The 17,346-nt window shown below is 59.7% G+C and carries 16 protein-coding genes; 3 read left to right on the top strand and 13 right to left on the bottom strand.

The genetic code is table 11. From position 1 onward, the window contains the following. Window positions 1-9: 9 nt before the first annotated feature. Window positions 10-1,524, top strand: a complete 1,515-nt coding sequence (locus tag A6013_RS17380; RefSeq protein ID WP_041908947.1) for a tripartite tricarboxylate transporter permease — start codon at window positions 10-12, stop codon at window positions 1,522-1,524. On the opposite strand, the gene menE is transcribed toward A6013_RS17380, so the two are convergent. The 8 genes from menE to A6013_RS17340 form a co-directional block, all read right to left on the bottom strand. Next, window positions 1,525-2,886, bottom strand: coding sequence for an o-succinylbenzoate--CoA ligase (gene menE / locus A6013_RS17375; protein ID WP_047367984.1), 1,362 nt, complete (start codon window positions 2,884-2,886; stop codon window positions 1,525-1,527). Continuing rightward, complete coding sequence (menC, locus tag A6013_RS17370; protein WP_047367985.1) at window positions 2,883-3,848, bottom strand: o-succinylbenzoate synthase; 966 nt, start codon at window positions 3,846-3,848, stop codon at window positions 2,883-2,885. Before menC ends, menE begins: the two co-directional genes overlap by 4 nt. After that, complete coding sequence (gene menB / locus A6013_RS17365) at window positions 3,848-4,705, bottom strand: 1,4-dihydroxy-2-naphthoyl-CoA synthase (RefSeq protein ID WP_028013920.1); 858 nt, start codon at window positions 4,703-4,705, stop codon at window positions 3,848-3,850. Before menB ends, menC begins: the two co-directional genes overlap by 1 nt. Beyond that, on the bottom strand, window positions 4,702-5,478 hold the full coding sequence (gene menH / locus A6013_RS17360) for a 2-succinyl-6-hydroxy-2,4-cyclohexadiene-1-carboxylate synthase (protein ID WP_069733489.1): 777 nt from the start codon (window positions 5,476-5,478) through the stop codon (window positions 4,702-4,704). Before menH ends, menB begins: the two co-directional genes overlap by 4 nt. Beyond that, window positions 5,475-7,145 carry a 2-succinyl-5-enolpyruvyl-6-hydroxy-3-cyclohexene-1-carboxylic-acid synthase gene (menD, locus tag A6013_RS17355; RefSeq protein WP_069733488.1) on the bottom strand — a complete coding sequence of 557 codons (1,671 nt, stop codon included), beginning with the start codon at window positions 7,143-7,145 and terminating at the stop codon, window positions 5,475-5,477. The genes menH and menD overlap by 4 nt, the downstream gene beginning before the upstream one ends. A gap of 88 nt (window positions 7,146-7,233) precedes the next feature. Beyond that, window positions 7,234-8,529: an isochorismate synthase MenF gene (gene menF, locus A6013_RS17350; protein ID WP_069733487.1), complete on the bottom strand. Its 1,296-nt coding sequence runs from the start codon at window positions 8,527-8,529 to the stop codon at window positions 7,234-7,236. Between the two features lie 85 nt (window positions 8,530-8,614). Further along, a complete protein-coding gene (gene elaB, locus A6013_RS17345; protein WP_028013924.1) occupies window positions 8,615-8,920 on the bottom strand; it encodes a stress response protein ElaB in 306 nt (101 codons plus the stop codon). A gap of 53 nt (window positions 8,921-8,973) precedes the next feature. Continuing rightward, a complete protein-coding gene (locus tag A6013_RS17340; protein WP_069733486.1) occupies window positions 8,974-9,435 on the bottom strand; it encodes a GNAT family N-acetyltransferase in 462 nt (153 codons plus the stop codon). A gap of 71 nt (window positions 9,436-9,506) precedes the next feature. On the opposite strand from A6013_RS17340, the gene rbn reads away from it, so the two are divergent. After that, window positions 9,507-10,424: a ribonuclease BN gene (gene rbn, locus A6013_RS17335; protein ID WP_069733485.1), complete on the top strand. Its 918-nt coding sequence runs from the start codon at window positions 9,507-9,509 to the stop codon at window positions 10,422-10,424. Between the two features lie 64 nt (window positions 10,425-10,488). Then, window positions 10,489-11,493 carry a chemotaxis protein gene (locus A6013_RS17330; protein WP_028013927.1) on the top strand — a complete coding sequence of 335 codons (1,005 nt, stop codon included), beginning with the start codon at window positions 10,489-10,491 and terminating at the stop codon, window positions 11,491-11,493. A gap of 91 nt (window positions 11,494-11,584) precedes the next feature. On the opposite strand, the gene nuoN is transcribed toward A6013_RS17330, so the two are convergent. From nuoN to nuoJ, 5 genes are all read right to left on the bottom strand, one after another. Next, window positions 11,585-13,042 carry an NADH-quinone oxidoreductase subunit NuoN gene (gene nuoN / locus A6013_RS17325; protein ID WP_028013929.1) on the bottom strand — a complete coding sequence of 486 codons (1,458 nt, stop codon included), beginning with the start codon at window positions 13,040-13,042 and terminating at the stop codon, window positions 11,585-11,587. A 6-nt stretch (window positions 13,043-13,048) separates the two neighbouring features. Next, on the bottom strand, window positions 13,049-14,578 hold the full coding sequence (gene nuoM / locus A6013_RS17320) for an NADH-quinone oxidoreductase subunit M (protein WP_008500214.1): 1,530 nt from the start codon (window positions 14,576-14,578) through the stop codon (window positions 13,049-13,051). A gap of 76 nt (window positions 14,579-14,654) precedes the next feature. Further along, window positions 14,655-16,496, bottom strand: coding sequence for an NADH-quinone oxidoreductase subunit L (gene nuoL / locus A6013_RS17315; protein ID WP_028013930.1), 1,842 nt, complete (start codon window positions 16,494-16,496; stop codon window positions 14,655-14,657). Beyond that, window positions 16,493-16,795, bottom strand: a complete 303-nt coding sequence (nuoK, locus tag A6013_RS17310; protein WP_003861496.1) for an NADH-quinone oxidoreductase subunit NuoK — start codon at window positions 16,793-16,795, stop codon at window positions 16,493-16,495. The genes nuoL and nuoK overlap by 4 nt, the downstream gene beginning before the upstream one ends. After that, window positions 16,792-17,346: an NADH-quinone oxidoreductase subunit J gene (gene nuoJ, locus A6013_RS17305; protein WP_008500212.1), complete on the bottom strand. Its 555-nt coding sequence runs from the start codon at window positions 17,344-17,346 to the stop codon at window positions 16,792-16,794. The genes nuoK and nuoJ overlap by 4 nt, the downstream gene beginning before the upstream one ends.

The following is a 17,346-nucleotide window of genomic DNA, read 5'->3' as shown; positions in this document are numbered from 1 at the left end:
GAGCACGCTATGGATACCTGGATTTACCTCTCGCAGGGGTTCGCCGTGGCGATGACCCCGGAAAACCTGGTGATCGCCCTGATCGGCTGTTTCGTGGGCACAATTGTCGGCCTGCTGCCGGGCCTTGGGCCGATCAACGGCGTGGCGATTTTACTCCCGCTGGCGTTTGCCCTGCATCTGCCTGCGGAATCGGCGCTGATCCTGCTGGCAACGGTCTACATCGGCTGTGAATATGGCGGACGCATTTCGTCGATCCTGCTTAACGTGCCGGGGGATGCGGCGGCGATCATGACCGCGCTGGACGGCTACCCAATGGCGCGGCAGGGACGCGGCGGCGTGGCGCTCTCCATCTCTGCGGTCAGTTCATTCTTTGGCTCACTGATTGCCATTGGCGGCATTATTCTGTTCGCTCCTGCGCTGGCCCAGTGGTCGCTGGCGTTTGGTCCGGCAGAATATTTTGCCCTGATGGTGTTCGCCATTGCCTGCCTCGGCAGCATGATGGCGCAAAATCCGCTGAAGTCGTTTTTATCCGCGCTGATTGGCTTAGGGTTAGCCACCGTCGGCGTGGATGCCAACACCGGGGTCTATCGCTTTACCTTCGACAGCGTTCACCTGTCCGATGGCGTGCAGTTCATTGTCGTCGTGATCGGCCTGTTCTCTGTCTCTGAGATCTTACTGATGCTGGAGCATACCAGCAGCGGGCAGACGCTGGTGCGCAAAACCGGCCGGATGCTCTTTAGCGCTAAAGAGGGCGCGCAGTGCATCGGCGCCACGCTGCGCTCGTCGGTGATTGGCTTCTTTGTCGGCATCCTGCCGGGTGCCGGGGCCACTATCGCCAGCGCCATCACCTACATGACCGAGAAGAAGCTCAGCGGCAATAGCGACAGCTTTGGTAAAGGCGATATTCGCGGCGTCGCCGCGCCTGAGGCGGCCAATAACGCCTCGGCCTGCGGCTCGTTTATCCCGATGCTGACCCTGGGCGTGCCGGGATCCGGCACCACGGCGGTGATGATGGGCGCGCTGACGCTCTATAACATCACGCCCGGCCCGGCGATGTTTACCGAGCAGCCTGATATTGTCTGGGGGCTGATTGCCGCGCTGCTGATCGCCAACGTCATGCTGCTGGTGATGAATATCCCGCTGATTGGGCTGTTCACCCGCATGCTGACGATTCCGCTGTGGTTCCTGGTGCCCGCCATTGCCGCCGTCTCTGCGGTGGGGGTTTACGCGGTGCACAGCACCACGTTTGACCTCGTGCTGATGGTGGTCCTCGGCGTGTTCGGCTACATCTTGCGAAAAATGCACTTCCCAATGTCTCCGCTGATTTTGGGCTTTGTGCTGGGTGAGATGCTGGAGCAGAACCTGCGCCGCGCCCTGTCCATCAGCAACGGTAATGTGTCGATACTGTGGGACAGCAGCGTCGCGAAGGTTCTGTTAGCGCTCGCGGTCATGGTGATTGTGGTGCCGCCGGTGTTGCGCCTGCTGCGTCGTCGCCAGCGCAAACCGGAGCCGGATATCGGCTAACTATACGGACAGCTGGGCATTGACCCACTGCTTTAACGCCTGGCGGGAGATCTTAATCCCGCCATTTTTTAGCTCAGACGGCAGCACCAGCCAGTGAACGGGCTGCTCAAAGCGCGCCAACCTGCCCTGTACCCAGGTCGGGAAACGGGTGATATCCGTTCCCGGCTCGCACTCCACCACCGCCACCGGACGCTGTCCAAACTCGGCGTCATCCAGCGGGACGATAAACACCTGGTTAATCTGCGGATGCGCGGCGATAACGCGCTCCAGCGATTCCGGCTGGATCCCCTCTCCACCGCTGAAAAAGAGATTGTCCATGCGGCCTAAAATCGTCAGACGGTCGCCATGCCATTCCCCGCGATCGCGAGTGGCAAACCAGCCCTGCGCGTTGGTCAGCGGTATCAGGGCGCCGTCCCGCCAGTAGCCGGAAGCCATGCTCTGCGCTTTGATCCAGACTTCACCGTTAACGACCTGCACCTCTCTGCCCGGCAGCGCACGGCCCACGTCCGGATCGCCGTCAGCCTCTTTTGCGCAGACGGTAGAGGCAAACTCGGTGAGGCCGTAGCCGCAGTACGTCCGAACGCCCTGTTCCCGGGCCTTTTGCGTCAGCGTCACGGGAATGGCCGCCCCGCCGAGCAGCACCGCTTTCAGTGCGATGTGGCTTTCGCTATTGAGGAGACGCCAGAGCTGGGTCGGCACCAGCGAGGCGTGGGTGCAGCCGCGTAGCGCCTGCTCCAGCGGCTGCTTCTCGCGCACGGTTAAGCGCGCACCGGCCTGCAGCCAGCGCCATAAAATCCCCTGGCCGGAAACGTGAAACAGCGGCAGCGAAAGCAGCCAGTCGTCATTATCCCCGTAGGGCATCAGCGACAGCACGCCGCGGGCGCTGGCAAGATGGGCGGCGCAGGTATGCACCGCCGCCTTCGGCAGCCCGGTGGAGCCGGAGGTGAGCGTCATGGTGGCCAGCCGCGCCGGCTGCCACGCAGCGCAGTACGCATCCGCTGGCTCGCACATGCTCAGGCCATGAAGGCCGTCGTAGCTGCCGTCCAGCACCAGCGCAAAGCGCTGCGTCATCTGCGGGATCAGCACGTCGAGCAGCGGGCGCGGCAGCTGCGGATTAACGGGAAGAATACGTGCCCCGCACTGAAGCAGCGCCAGCCATGCCAGCAGCGTTTGCGGGTGGTTATAGGCCAGCAGCATTACGCCATCGCCCTCCGCCACGCCCTGCAGGTGAAACCCTGCCGCAAGGCGGTCGACGCGCACGCACAACTGCTGCCAGGTGAGCGCTTCATCATTCAGCCGCAGAGCCGGTTTATCGGCAAAAAGCCCGCGCCAGTGACGCCAGGGCCAGTCGGTAAAACTCATAGCAACGGCTCCAGCGCCTCTGCGTCGAGGCACGGCAGCGTGCTGGCAGGCCACTCGCGGAGAAGCTGAGCCTGCATAAGGTTCAGCGTGTCGAGGCCGGGAACCGTGTCCGGCGTTAACCAGGCGGCAATGCGCGCCAGCTGGGTCAGCCCCAGGCTGGACTCTATCGACGAGCTGATCACCGCCGTCAGCCCCAGCGCGTGCGCCGCCGAGACCTGCTCGCGCACCTTCGCCAGGCTGCCGGTTAGCGTCGGCTTAATCACCACCGCGCTGACGCCGGGCTCGGCGACAAATTCAAAATCGTCCTCGCGCAGGCTTTCATCCCAGGCGATGGCGATCCCCGTTTCGCGGGCAAAGGCGCGCGAGTCATCGCGGGTTTTGCACGGTTCTTCGAGGAAGGCAATGCGGCTGCGGTACGCCGGGTTGACGTACCTGGCGAACTGCTGCGCCTTAAGCGGCGTCCACGCGCGGTTGGCATCCAGACGCAGGTGCAGATCGGGGATTGCTTCCAGCAGCAGGTTGGCGACCATGCCGTCACGCACCGCTTCGTAGAGACCGACTTTGATTTTCGCCACTTTCTCGCCCGGCATGGCGGCGAGCAGCGCGAACAGCTCGTCCGGGTCGCCCGTGCAGAGCGGTGCCGCGCGATAGTTAGCCTCTTCCGGCAGGCTACCGTCCAGCTCCGCCAGCGCGCAGCTGATGCCAAAGGCGGCGGAAGGTGCGTCCGGTAATGCTGGGTTTGCGCCCTCACGCCACGCCTTTACCCACGTCAGCAATGCAGACTGCGCCTCATCCAGCGACTCCAGGCTAAAGCCTGGCAGAGGCGAAATCTCGCCCCAGCCTTCCCGCTCGCCCTGCTGCAAATGCACGAAGAAGCCGTCACGGGTTTTTAAACGCCGTTCACGCAGCACCACGCCCGCGTCCATCGGTATCTGCCAGCGGTAAACCTGCGCGCGACGCATTACGGATTCCGTTTGTATTTGCTGAAGTCTGGCTGGCGTTTTTCGTTGAACGCGTTGCGCCCTTCCTGACCCTCTTCGGTCATGTAGAACAGCATGGTGGCGTTACCCGCCAACTCCTGCAGACCCGCCTGACCGTCACAGTCGGCATTAAGTGCCGCTTTCAGGCAACGCAGCGCCATCGGGCTGTTTTGCAGCATCTCTCGGCACCAGCGCACGGTCTCTTTTTCGAGATCGGCAAGCGGCACCACGGTATTCACCAGGCCCATATCCAGCGCTTCCTGTGCGTTGTACTGGCGGCACAGGAACCAGATTTCGCGGGCTTTTTTCTGCCCGACGATGCGCGCCATGTAAGAGGCACCCCAGCCGCCGTCGAAGGAGCCCACTTTCGGGCCGGTCTGGCCGAAGATGGCATTTTCAGCAGCGATGGTCAGGTCGCACATCATGTGCAGCACGTGGCCGCCGCCGATGGAGTAGCCCGCCACCATCGCGACAACCGGTTTCGGGCAGGTGCGGATCTGGCGCTGGAAATCGAGGACATTCAGGTGGTGCGTACCCGCATCGTCCTGGTATCCGCCGTAGTCGCCGCGCACCTTCTGATCGCCACCGGAGCAGAAGGCCTTCTCGCCTTCACCGGTCAGCACGATCACGCCGATACTGTCGTCGTAGCGCGCATCCGCCAGGGCCTGAATCATCTCTTTGACGGTCAGCGGACGGAAGGCGTTACGCACCTGCGGACGGTTGATGGTGATTTTGGCAATGCCGTCGGCGGATTTGTGGTAACGAATGTCGGTGTAGCCTTCGGAGCAGTCCTGCCATTCAACCGGCGCATAAAGCATGTGTTCATCAGGATAGATCATAGAGTGTCCTTTATTCGAAGACGCAGTATCTGAGCCAGACTCGCGGCAACCGCGTCGGGGTTTTCCCGGTGGGCGTTGTGTCCGGCGTTTGGAATCGCATGGCGAACGGCGTCCAGTTCAGCGGCCAGGGCCGCGAACTTCTGGTCACGTTCACCGTAGATATAGTCAAAAGGGAAATTGCATACGCTAATCGCGGCACGCAAATCGGGCTGCACGGCCAGCGACGTTGCTTCGAGCATCTTCGCCAGCGTCGCGCCGTTGTTCTGGCTGCGCAGGGCGATAAGCGCCTTGCGCTGGTGGTCAGTGAGGGAAGCAAATACCGGCTGTTGATACCAGTCGGTAAAGACCTTTTCCAGCGGTTCGGTGCGAAAACGCGTCGCCCAGCGGCGGTCGGATGTCCACCGCGCGTGACGCTCATCCTCATCCTGCAGGCCCGGATGTCCACCTTCAACGATCACCCCCAGCAGCCCCTTTGGCTGCTGGCAGGCATGAAACATCGCAATGCGGCCGCCGAGGGAGTACCCCACCAGCCAAAAGTTCAGTATGTTGTAACTAAGCAGGGTTCGGGTAAGCAACGTGCTCATCCCGTCGAACCCCGTCACGGCAACATCCCCGGACGCACCGTGGCCCGGCAGGTCAAGATAGAGCCGGGAATATTCGCCGAGTTGCTTCCCGACAGCCTGCCACTCGCGGCAGTCGCCGGAAAAACCGTGCAAAAAGACCAGCCAGGGATAGCCCGGTTTTCCGGCCTGCTGCACGCCCGAGAGGATCACAGCTGGCTCACCTGCGCCAGCAGGCTTTGCAGGGTCTGCGCGCCGTCAGCCTCGTTCACCACCAGCTCAATCAGCGTCGCGCCCGGCTGCTTCCAGGCGGTGCTTAACGCCGCTTCCAGCTGTTCCCAGCTTTCCGGGCGATGGTATTTCAGGCTGAACATCGCCGCGGCGTGTTCAAACTGCACGTTCTGCGGCATCAGGTAGAAGCGCTCGCGCTCGCTCTGGGGCGTTGGCAACAGGGAGAAAATCTGCCCGCCGTTGTTGTTGACCACAATCAGCACAAACGGCGCGGACGCCTGACGCAGTAGCGCCAGCGCGTTAAGATCGTAGAGCGCGGAGAGATCGCCCACGATCGCCAGCGTCGATTTCGCGCTAGCGCGCTGCACCCCCGCCGCCGTCGAGATCAGCCCGTCGATGCCGCTGGCACCGCGGTTGCTGTACACCGGGTAGCCCACCGGCAGCTGCGAAAAGGCATCGATCAGCCGCACGACCAGGCTGTTGCCGACAAACAGCTGCCCCTGTTCTGGCAGGTATTGGCGAATACGGTGCGCCAGCCCGGCCTCGCTGAATGTCTCACAGCGCGCTTTGGTGATTTCCCACGCCTGACGCGACAGCTCAGGGATCGCCACCGCCCAGGGCTGACGTTTTTCCGCCGGGTGCAGTTCCAGCCAGCTATCAATTTTGCTCACCAGACGACGGCCGCGATGGTGCGCCGGGTCGAGCCGCCCTTCCAGCGCGTCCACCACCCAGTACTCTTCCGGCGTGCAGGTCGCCTGCCACTGCAGCAGACGTTTTCCGGTCAGGCTTGCGCCGATCTGGACCACAATCTGCGCCTGCGAAAGCTCAGTAACCGCTTTCGCGTTACCCAGCCAGAGATCGGCGCACGGCAGCGGCTGGCCAGTCTGGGAAAGCACGTCGCCAATCAGCGGCCAGCCGAGTGTTTGCGCCCATTCGGCGACCAGCCTGCCTTCGGCGGCGCTCATGCGCCCGGCGATGACCACGCCTCGCTTCTGCCGCCAGAAGAACCAGTCGCGCTGTTTCGCGCTCTCAAGATGCGTCTGCTCGCGCAGCCACGGCTTTTCGCTCTGCCACCATTCGCCGAGCGACCGCTGCCAGTCAAGGCCGGTACCGTCCAGCTCGCCGTACAGCGGCTCGGCAAACGGGCAGTTGATATGCAGCGCCCCGCTGCGCAATGTCGCCATGGCGTGATCGACGGTGGAGACCAGCCAGCTTGCAGGAATATCCTGGGTGGGACGCGGTAACGAAACCGTCTGCGAAGGGTGCGTAGAAAAAAGTCCGGGCTGGCGAATAGCCTGATTGGCGCCGCAGTCGATTAGCTCAGGCGGACGGTCGGCCGTCAGCAGGATCAGTTTTTCACCGGTTAACCCGGCTTCAATCAGGGCCGGATAGAGGTTCGCCACGGCGGTACCGGAAGTGACAATCACCGCCACGGGTTCTTTGCTGACCTTCGCCAGCCCGAGCGCGAGATGTCCCAGACCTCGCTCGTCAAAGTGGGTGTGGTGAACAAACGCCCGGTTTTCAGCCGCCGCAAGCGTCAGCGGCGTTGAGCGAGAACCCGGTGCAATACACACGTGCCTGACGCCATGGCGCGTCAGGGCTTCAAGGATCACCGCCGCCCAGCGTCGGTTAAAAGAACTTACTGACATGAGATTGTCCGGTATCAAGAATGCGACACAGTATAAATAATAGAAAAAATTGGAATTTTGATATGAATCGGGATTGCGCGAATCAGTATTAATCCCTTAGGAGCAGAGAGCGCAATCCGGCGGCTTTGTTTTCGATCTCCTGCCACTCCTGCTCCGGGTCAGAGCCGCTGACAATGCCCGCTCCGGCGTAAAGCCGCAGAGCGTCTTCCTGTACGCGCGCCGAGCGCAGCGCCACGCAGAATTCGCTTTGTTCGGGGGATAAATACCCGGCCGAACCGGCGTACCACTCGCGGTTAAAGGGTTCAACGTGCTGAATAAACTCGCGCGCTGGCTGTCGCGGAAGCCCGGCAACCGCCGCCGTCGGCTGTAGCACGTGCAGGCACAGTTCATCGTCGGCCTGCTTGAGCTCGGTCCAGATACAGCGGCGTAAGTGCTGCACTTTGCGCAGGCGGACGACCTGAGCCGGCAACACCTCCAGCGTCTGCGTATGGTGTTGAAGACGCTGGCAGATATCTTCCACCACCAGCATATTTTCGCGCTGGTTTTTATCGTCATTCAGCAGCCACTCGCCCAGACGCTGCGCCTGTTTATCGTCAGTATGGCTGGCGACGGTGCCCGCCAGCGCTTCGGTGCGCAGCAGATTGCCGCGCCGCCGCCAGAGACGCTCGGGCGTGGAGCCGAGAAACGCGTTGCTGGCGTCAAATATCATGCAGAAATGATAGCAGTTTAAATTCAGGGCGCGGCTGGCGGCCATCAGCGCGACGGGGTTAACGCGCTGTTTACACTGCAGGTCGGTGGCTCGGGCGAGAACGACCTTTTCGAAATCACCGCGTGCAATTGTCTCTGTCGCTTTGCCGATAAGGCTAAGCCATTGCGGTTTTTCCGGGTGATGGGTTTCGCGCTCAACCTGCACGGAGAGCGGACGGATCGGTCTGGCGGGAAGCAGTTGCTGTAAGAACGCCCGCGCGGTGTCGGCATCGTCCTCAAGCGAGCTGTCGCTCCACAGCTGCAGACGCAACGTGGCGTTGCCAGCGGTACGTCGCCACAGCAGACGCGGTAAAAAGAGGCTGCCCTGCTCCGGGTTAAACGCGTTCAGGCCGCAGATTCGGGTATCATCAGGGGCGTGTTGCGCACTTAAAAACTGCGAGGCTAACGCCAGAGAGGAGAATTGGACCGCCGCTCCCAGCGCGGCCAGCTCTTCATCGCCGTTACGCTGTTGCCAGTAAAACTGGGGATAGCACTGCTGCTCGCCCAGCCAGGCGAGGGGATCGAAGGCATCGTTTAACGGGAAAGAGACGTCGAAATGACGCAGGCCGGATGTGGCAGGTAACGCTTGCGAAAGATGGCTACGCAATTGTTCCAGCGCGAGGAAAATCGAATTCACGCGAACCTCTCCCTGTTAAAACCTCATATTATACGGGGTACCATAAGAAATATCAGTACCCACGTATAGGGAGTGGTTAAACGGCTTAACGACGGGCCAGCAGCAGACCCAGCACCAGCCCTACGGCTGCGCCCACCCCAATGCCCTGCCACGGTTTTTCATGGACGTAATCATCGGCACGATAAACCGCTTTTTTGGCGCGGTAGTAGTAAGTATCAGACGCATGGCTGACGCGGTTTTTAACGTCGTGGAGCGCCTGCTCGGCACGGGCTTTCAGCTCGATATATTTCTGATCGGCAGGGTCGCCCGAGGAACGTAACACCTCTTCCAGCGTTTCGCTCAGTAAGGTCAGGTCGTCGTCGATACGGGTATCCCAGGATTGAAATGACATATTTTTCTCCATGTTAGTACACCAGTCCGCTAACTATAGACAACGACGCGCCATTACGCCTGTTTCGCTTCCCGCGCCATGCCGATGTGCGGAATACCGTCTTCGTCGTATATGTCGGTGACCGGCATAAAACCGAAATGACCGTAGAAGGATTGCAGATGCGCCTGCGCGCCCAGGTATAACGCCTTATCCGGCCACTGTTTCTGGCATGACTCCAGCGTTTTTTCCATCAGCTGATAACCCAGTTTTTCACCCCGCGCGTGACCGCTGATAATGACGCGGCCTATCACCACGGGCTCGACATCGTCCTCGCTTTTCAGAATCCTCGCATACGCCACCAGCTCGTTATCCTTCCAGCCGAGGATATGGCGGTTTTCGCCAACGAGGTCATCGCCGTCGATGTCCTGATACGGGCACGTCTGTTCAACCACAAACACTTCGCAGCGCAGTTTAAGCAGCGCGTAGAGCGAATGAACGGTGAGCTCACTATGATGTAAATCTTGCCACTGGATCATCTCTTTCTCCTTCCTGGGGTTCATCACGTTATACTAAACCCCTCCCCGTTCGGCAAAGGGCTGATTGCGTTATGGAACTGATTTTTCTGGGTACGTCCGCTGGCGTGCCAACCCGCTCACGAAACGTGACGGCAATTCTGCTGGATCTTAAGCACCCCACCCGCGGCGGGCTGTGGCTGTTTGACTGCGGTGAAGGGACGCAGCATCAGCTGCTGCACACCGCGTATCACCCCGGCAAGCTGGATAAAATTTTTATTACTCACCTGCACGGCGACCATCTGTTTGGCCTGCCGGGCCTGCTGTGCAGCCGCTCCATGGCCGGCAACGCCAATCCGCTGACGATTTACGGTCCTGCGGGTGTGCGTGAATTTGTTGAAACCGCGCTGCGCCTGAGCGGATCATGGACGGATTATCCGCTGGAGATCGTTGAGATTAGCGAAGGCCAGGTTTTCGATGACGGTGATTATAAGGTGAGCGCGCAGCCGCTGAATCATCCCGTTGAGTGCTATGGCTATCGCATTGAAGCGCATGACAAACCCGGCGCGCTGGACGCCGCCGCGCTGATGGCCGCGGGCGTAAAACCCGGACCGCTGTTCCAGCGCCTGAAGCACGGCGAGACCGTCACGCTGGAGGACGGTCGCGTCATCAACGGTCAGGATTATCTCGCCGCGCCCGAGCCGGGCAAGAAGCTGGCTATCTTTGGCGACACGGCCCCTTGCCCTGCCGCCCTTCAGCTTGCCCGAGGCGTTGACGTGATGGTGCACGAAGCCACACTGGAAACGGCGATGGAAGAGAAAGCCAACGGCCGCGGCCATAGCTCCACGCGTCAGGCGGCGCAGCTTGCCCGCGACGCAGGCGTCGGGAGGCTGATCGTCACTCACGTCAGTTCCCGCTACGACGCGCGGGGGTGTGCAAGCCTGCTGGCAGAGTGCCTGGCGGTGTTCCCGGCGTGCGAGCTGGCCGAAGATTTCGCTAAGGTCAGCGTTTAGCCCTTCATTTTTCTCTCAGAATGCCGATAACGATTAAAAGGTCAGCATTTCTCTCGAGGGTAGAATGGATAATTTCCAGAAAGATATTGATGACAGGGCGAATCTCACCCTGTCGAACCGTTTTGAACTGTTGCTGTTCCGTCTTGGCACCTCTCTGAACGAAAATAAATCCGAGCTGTTTGGCATTAACGTCTTTAAGCTGCGTGAAATTGTGCCGATGCCGGAATTCACAAAACCCGCCGGGATGAAATCACCGCTGATGGGGATGGTGAATATTCGCGATCAGGTGATCCCGGTGATCGACCTGGCCGCCGTGGCGGGCTGTAAGCCTACCACCGGGCTGAACATCCTGCTTATCACCGAATATGCCCGCAGCGTGCAGGCCTTTGCCGTGGAGTCGGTTGAAAACATCATGCGTCTGGACTGGAAGCAGGTGCACGCGGCGGAGACCGCCGTCAGCGGTCGCTACATCACCAGCATTGCCTGCCTGGATGAGAAAACGGATACCAACGATCTGGCGATGGTGCTGGACGTTGAGCAGATCCTGTATGACATCACCCCGGCCAACCACGATCTGCACGCCACCAATCTGAAAACCACCAAGTTCAACATCAAGCCGGGCGCAGTCGCGATTGTGGCGGAAGATTCCAAAGTGGCGCGTTCGATGCTGGAGAAAGGTCTGCAGGCGATGGAGATCCCAGCGCAGCTGCACATCACCGGCAAAGACGCGTGGGAAAAAATTGGCGTGCTGGCCGCACAGGCTCAGGCTGAGGGTGTGCCGATCACCGATAAGATCGCGCTGGTGCTGACCGACCTCGAAATGCCGGAGATGGACGGATTTACGCTGACGCGCAAAATCAAAACCGACCCGGTTCTGAAGGATATTCCGGTAGTGATCCACTCCTCCCTTTCCGGCAACGCCAACGAAGATCATATTCGCAAGGTGAAGGCGGACGGGTACGTGGCGAAGTTTGAGCTGAACGAGCTGTCGTCGGTGATTGAGGAAGTGCTGGATCGTTCGATGAAGAAGATTGGCGGGCCGTTGATTAGCCGGAAGCAGCTGGCTTAAGTCCTGTGCGGGCTGGTGCCCTCACCCCATCCCTCTCCCACAGGGAGAGGGCGCAAACCATAAAAAACCCGCCGAGGCGGGTTTTTTGTTTTTACATTAATGGCATCGCTCGCTGCACGATATCAATCAGCGGCTGCGGATAGATACCGAAGATCAGCACCAGCAGCGCGGAGATAAGCACCACGATACCACCGGCGCTGTACTGCCAGTTGCCTGGAGCATCGCGGTTGAGCTGCTGAGGGGCGCTCAGGTACAGGCTCACGGCCACACGCAGGTAGTAGTAGAGGCCAATCGCGGAGCCGATAACGACACCGGCAGTCAGCCACCACAGGTGCGCCTGCACACCGACGGCCAGCACGTAGAACTTACCGATAAAGCCCAGCGTCATCGGGATACCCGCCAGAGAGAGCATCATCACGGTCATTACCGCGGACAGAATTGGACGGTGCCAGAACAGACCACGGTAGGAGAACAGTGAATCGGCATCCGGACCACGGTACGGGCTGGACATCAGGCTCACCACGCCGAAGGCGCCGAGGCTGCTGAAAAGGTAACCGGCCAGATACACGCCCACGGCTTCCATCGACATCTCACCGCTCTGCAGCGCAATCAGCGCCACCAGCAGGTAGCCCAGATGAGAGATGGACGAATAGCCCAGCAGACGCTTGATGTTGGTCTGGCTCAGCGCCATCAGGTTACCGAAGATGATGGAGACGAACGCGATGATGCCCAGCACCACGCGAACGGCTTCACTATCACCCACCGGCGCGTACAGGAACAGACGCATGACCACACCGAAGATAGCGATTTTGCTCGCCGTCGCCAGGAAGGTCGACACCGGAGCAGGCGCCCCCTGGTATACGTCTGGTGTCCATAGGTGGAATGGAACCAGAGAGAGCTTGAAGCCGAGGCCAACGATCATCATGCCCAGACCCGCCAGCAGCAGCGGCTCATGGAGCATGCCGTCGCCGAGGCTCTTGCCGAGCGCCATGAAGGAGAGGTTACCGGACTGTGCGTACAGCAGCGCAATACCAAACAGCAGGAAGGACGACGCGGCAGCAGACAGAATGGTGTACTTGATGCTCGCTTCCAGAGAGCGCTTCTGACGGAAGGCGTAACCAATCAGGCCGAACAGCGGCAGAGAGATCAGCTCAATACCGAGGAACAGCGCGGCCAGATGGTTGGCATTCGCCAGCAGAATGCCGCCCAGCGCGGCAATCAGTACCAGCAGGTAAAACTCTTCTTTGTTGTCGTTGTAGCCTTCGAGCCACGGGTAAGCAAAGGTACAGGTTGCCAGGCTCGCCAGCAGCACCAGCCCGGTATACAGCATGGCGTAACCGTCAACGCGCATCAGCGGCGTGACGTCCATCGCCCCGCCCTGGCCAACAAACCAGAGTGAAACTAACGCGGCATTCAGGCCGATGACCGACAGCGTGGCATTCAGGAAGTGATTGCGTCGCCACGCAATGGAGAGCATCACAACCACCACCGTCAATCCGACGATCAGCAGCGGTAGCAGCGCGATCAGTTGTTGTGGAGTTATTGTCATGGCGAATTACGGCCTTGTAGTAGAAACAGAATTAACAAACCACTGCTGGATATTGCCCATCGCGCTGTGCGAGGTATCCAGAATCGGCTGCGGGAAGAAGCCCAACAGCACCAGCAGTACGACCAGCAGCAGGATGATGAACAGCTCACGCAGCGACATCCCCGGCAGTTCTTGTGCAGCAATTTCGCTCTTCGCTTTACCGAAGTAAGCGCGGTGCAGCATCGCCAGCGAGTACACGGAAGCGAACACCAGACCAAAGGTGGAGATCACGGTAATCACCGGTACCACTTTGAAGCTGCCGAACAGAATCATGAATTCGCCGACGAAGTTACCGGTACCCGGCATCCCCAGGGTAGCCACCGCGAAGAACATGGAGAGCGCTGGCAGCCATTTAATTTTGCTCCACAGACCACCCATCATACGCATGTCGCGGGTATGCAGACGTTCGTACAGCTGGCCGCACAGGATGAAGAGACCGGCTGCGGACAGACCGTGCGCAATCATCTGGATCACCGCGCCCTGGTACGCCAGCTGGCTGCCGGTGTAGATAGCAATCAGCACGAAGCCCATGTGGGAAACGGAGGTGTAAGCAATCAGACGCTTGATGTCGTATTGCGTGAAGGCCATCCAGGCACCGTAGAAGATACCGATCACACCCAGCCACATGGCAATCGGGGCGAACTCCGCGGAGGCATTCGGGAACAGCGGCAGTGCGAAACGCAGCAGACCGTAGGCCGCCGTTTTCAGCAGGATGCCCGCCAGGTCAACGGAACCCGCCGTTGGTGCCTGGGAGTGCGCGTCTGGCAGCCAGCCGTGCAGAGGAACCACCGGCATTTTCACCGCGAAGGCAATGAAGAAGCCCAGCATCAGCAGGTATTCAACGCCGTGTGACATTGGCGTCTTCAGCAGGTCTTCGTAGTTGAAGGTCCAGGTACCGGTTGCGTTGTGATGAACGAACACCAGCGCCAGAATGGCAATCAGCATTACCAGACCGCTCGCCTGGGTATAGATGAAGAACTTGGTTGCCGCCGTGATACGCGTTTTACCGTCGGACGCCTTGTGGCCCCACAGCGCGATCAGGAAGTACATCGGCACCAGCATCATCTCCCAGAAGAAGAAGAACAGGAACATGTCGATGGCAAGGAACACGCCGATCACGCCGCCCAGGATCCACATCAGGTTCAGGTGGAAGAAGCCCTGGTATTTTTCGATTTCTCGCCAGGAGCAGAGTACCGCCAGAACGCCGAGCAGACCGGTCAGCACCACCATCAGCAGCGACAGACCGTCAATCGCCAGGTGGATCGTAATGCCGAAACGCGGGATCCACGGCAGGATGAACTCAGACTGCCACTGCGGAATGCCCGCAGACTGGGTCAGTGAGTAACCGCCCTGCAACCACAGTTGCAGGCCAAGCGCGAGCGTCAATCCCATGGTGATCAGCGCGATCCAGCGCGGCATCTTCACGCCAAAGCGTTCGGTCTGCCAGCACAGGAAGCCGCCGATGAAGGGAATTAATATTAGCCAGGGTAGTAACATGGCGATTTACATTCCTTTTTAAGGCCCCCAGAAGGGGCCTGATTTTCAACGAATTCGAATAAAATTCACTTAACGATCAACGCAATACCATCAGCAGCGCCAGCACAACAACCGCACCGATGCTCATGGACGCCACATACCAGCGCAGGTAACCGTTCTCGCTGTACAGCAGGCCTTTACCTGCAAAGCGGGAGAGGATCGCCGGGATGTTCATCAGGCTGTTCAGCGGGTCGCGCTTCAGCAGCCACGCAACGCCCAGGAACGGCTTAACGAAGATCATGTCGTACAGCCAGTCGAAGCCCCACGCGTTGTACCACCAGGTGCCCAGCAGGCGGCCCGGCGCACTGTTGGCCACGGCAGTGACCAGCGTACGTTTGCCCAGCCACAGCCATGCCGCAATCAGGATACCCGCGATAGCGACCACACCGGAGGTGATTTCAAGCGTCAGAACGCGACCGTGCTCAAGCTCGGTGGTGTCTGGCAGTACGCCCTGCAGCGGTGGCACAATCATCGCGCCAACGAAGGTGGACAGTACCAGCAGCACAATCAGCGGCAGGTGGTGGGTAATCCCCTTCCCTGCGTGAGCGTGAATTTGTTCTTTACCGTGGAATACGATGAAAATCATACGGAAGGTATACAGGGAAGTCATGAACGCACCGACCAGACCCGCAACCATCAGATTGATATGACCATTCGCCATGGCACCCGCAAGGATTTCGTCCTTACTGAAGAAGCCCGCGGTGATCAGCGGCAGTGCCGCCAGCGCCGCGCCGCCCACCAGGAAGCAGACATAGACCAGCGGGATGGACTTACGCAGTCCGCCCATCTTGAAGATGTTCTGCTCGTGATGGCAGGCCAGAATCACGGAACCGGATGAGAGGAACAGCAGCGCTTTGAAGAACGCGTGCGTCATCAGGTGGAAAATGGCCGCGTCCCACGCCTGAACGCCCAGCGCCAGGAACATGTAGCCAATCTGGCTCATGGTGGAGTACGCGAGAACGCGCTTGATGTCGGTCTGCACCAGCGCGGCAAAGCCTGCCAGCACCAGTGTGACCGCACCGACGATACCCACCAGATGCAGAATTTCCGGAGTCATCAGGAACAGGCCATGGGTACGCGCAATCAGGTAAACACCGGCGGTTACCATGGTCGCGGCGTGGATCAGCGCGGAGACAGGGGTTGGACCCGCCATCGCGTCGGCCAGCCATGTCTGCAGCGGCAGCTGCGCGGATTTACCCACGGCACCACCCAGCAGCATCAGCGTTGCCCACCACAGCATGTTATTGCCTGCCTCGAAGTGTGCTGGCGCCAGTTCCACCATCTCGCGGAAGTTCAGCGTGCCCAGTTCGTTGTAGAGAATGAACAGCGCGAACGCGAGGAAGACGTCACCCACGCGGGTCACGACAAACGCTTTCATGGCCGCTGCGCCATTCTTCGGATCGGTATAGTAGAAACCGATCAGCAGGTAAGAGCACAGGCCCACGCCTTCCCAGCCCAGATACATCAGCAGCAGGTTATCGGCCAGCACCAGAACCACCATGCTGGCAATAAACAGGTTGGTGTAGGCGAAGAAGCGGGAGTAACCCTCTTCACCGCGCATATACCAGGAGGCAAACATGTGGATCAGGAAGCCGACGCCGGTGACCACGGAGAGCATGGTCAGCGAGAGGCCGTCCAGCACCAGGTTGAAACCGATGTTGAAATCACCGACCGACATCCAGGTCCACAGCGGCACGCTGAAAGGCTGGCGTCCGTTGTTAAAGAAGTCGATACCCGCATACGCTGTGACCAGCGCAGCCAGGCCGACAGAGCCCATGCCAACGGTCGCGGACAGATTCTCAGACCAGCGGCCGCGAGAAAACGCCAGCAGCACGAAGCCAATCAGCGGAAAAATAATGGTTAAGGCAAGCATGTTCATCCACGCAACTCACTTACTGAATCGATGTTCAGATTCTGGCGGCGACGATGGAGCTGCAGCAACAGCGCCAGGCCAATACTCGCTTCAGCAGCCGCGAGGCTGATGGCGAGAATGTACATCACCTGACCATCGGTCTGGCCCCAGTAGCTTCCGGCGACCACGAAGGCCAGCGCGGAGGCGTTAATCATGATTTCCAGGCCGATCAGCATAAACAGCAAATTGCGGCGGATAACCAGACCGGTCAGACCCAGAACGAATAAAATCGCAGCGAGGATCAGTCCATGTGTTAAGGGGATCATGCGCGCTCCTCCGTTTTTCTTTTCGCGCGGTCGTCAGTGCGGTTGCTCAGCACCTCGCCAGCACGCTCTTCGCGGCCAACGTGGAAAGCCACAACCAGGCCTGCCAGCAGCAGCATAGAGGCCAGTTCCACCGCCAGAACGTATGGGCCAAAGAGCGTGATACCCACCTCTTTCGCACCAATTGGCGTGCCGTCGATGCCCTGATCGTTGACGCCCAGAATGGCGTAAACGATCACCACCAGCATGATGGCCGACAAAATTGCCGGGCCAATCCACACCTGCGGTTTTAACCACTGACGTTCCTGCTCAATTTCAGAGCCGCCCAGGTTCAGCATCATCACTACGAACACGAACAGCACCATGATGGCCCCGGCGTAAACGATGATCTCCAGCGCACCGGCGAAGTGCGCGCCCAGCGCGAAGAACACCCCGGAAATAGCCAGCAGCGAAATGATTAAGTACAGCAGCGCATGCACCGGATTGGTGTGCGTAATCACTCGCAGCGTAGCCAGGATGGCGATAAGGCCACAGATATAAAAAGCGAATTCCAT

The organism is Enterobacter sp. IF2SW-B1 (assembly GCF_001743375.1).
GTDB classification, from domain to species: Bacteria; Pseudomonadota; Gammaproteobacteria; order Enterobacterales; family Enterobacteriaceae; genus Enterobacter; species Enterobacter bugandensis.
This window is presented reverse-complemented; position numbering and strand designations above follow the sequence as displayed.

Coding starts and splice junctions, on each gene's coding strand:
- A6013_RS17380 (WP_041908947.1), top strand. CDS start 10: ATGGATACCTGGATTTACCTCTCGCAGGGGTTCGCCGTGGCGATGACC.
- menE (WP_047367984.1), bottom strand. CDS start 2,886: ATGAGTTTTACCGACTGGCCCTGGCGTCACTGGCGCGGGCTTTTTGCC.
- menC (WP_047367985.1), bottom strand. CDS start 3,848: ATGCGTCGCGCGCAGGTTTACCGCTGGCAGATACCGATGGACGCGGGC.
- menB (WP_028013920.1), bottom strand. CDS start 4,705: ATGATCTATCCTGATGAACACATGCTTTATGCGCCGGTTGAATGGCAG.
- menD (WP_069733488.1), bottom strand. CDS start 7,145: ATGTCAGTAAGTTCTTTTAACCGACGCTGGGCGGCGGTGATCCTTGAA.
- elaB (WP_028013924.1), bottom strand. CDS start 8,920: ATGTCATTTCAATCCTGGGATACCCGTATCGACGACGACCTGACCTTA.
- A6013_RS17340 (WP_069733486.1), bottom strand. CDS start 9,435: ATGATCCAGTGGCAAGATTTACATCATAGTGAGCTCACCGTTCATTCG.
- rbn (WP_069733485.1), top strand. CDS start 9,507: ATGGAACTGATTTTTCTGGGTACGTCCGCTGGCGTGCCAACCCGCTCA.
- A6013_RS17330 (WP_028013927.1), top strand. CDS start 10,489: ATGGATAATTTCCAGAAAGATATTGATGACAGGGCGAATCTCACCCTG.
- nuoN (WP_028013929.1), bottom strand. CDS start 13,042: ATGACAATAACTCCACAACAACTGATCGCGCTGCTACCGCTGCTGATC.
- nuoM (WP_008500214.1), bottom strand. CDS start 14,578: ATGTTACTACCCTGGCTAATATTAATTCCCTTCATCGGCGGCTTCCTG.
- nuoL (WP_028013930.1), bottom strand. CDS start 16,496: ATGAACATGCTTGCCTTAACCATTATTTTTCCGCTGATTGGCTTCGTG.
- nuoK (WP_003861496.1), bottom strand. CDS start 16,795: ATGATCCCCTTAACACATGGACTGATCCTCGCTGCGATTTTATTCGTT.
- nuoJ (WP_008500212.1), bottom strand. CDS start 17,346: ATGGAATTCGCTTTTTATATCTGTGGCCTTATCGCCATCCTGGCTACG.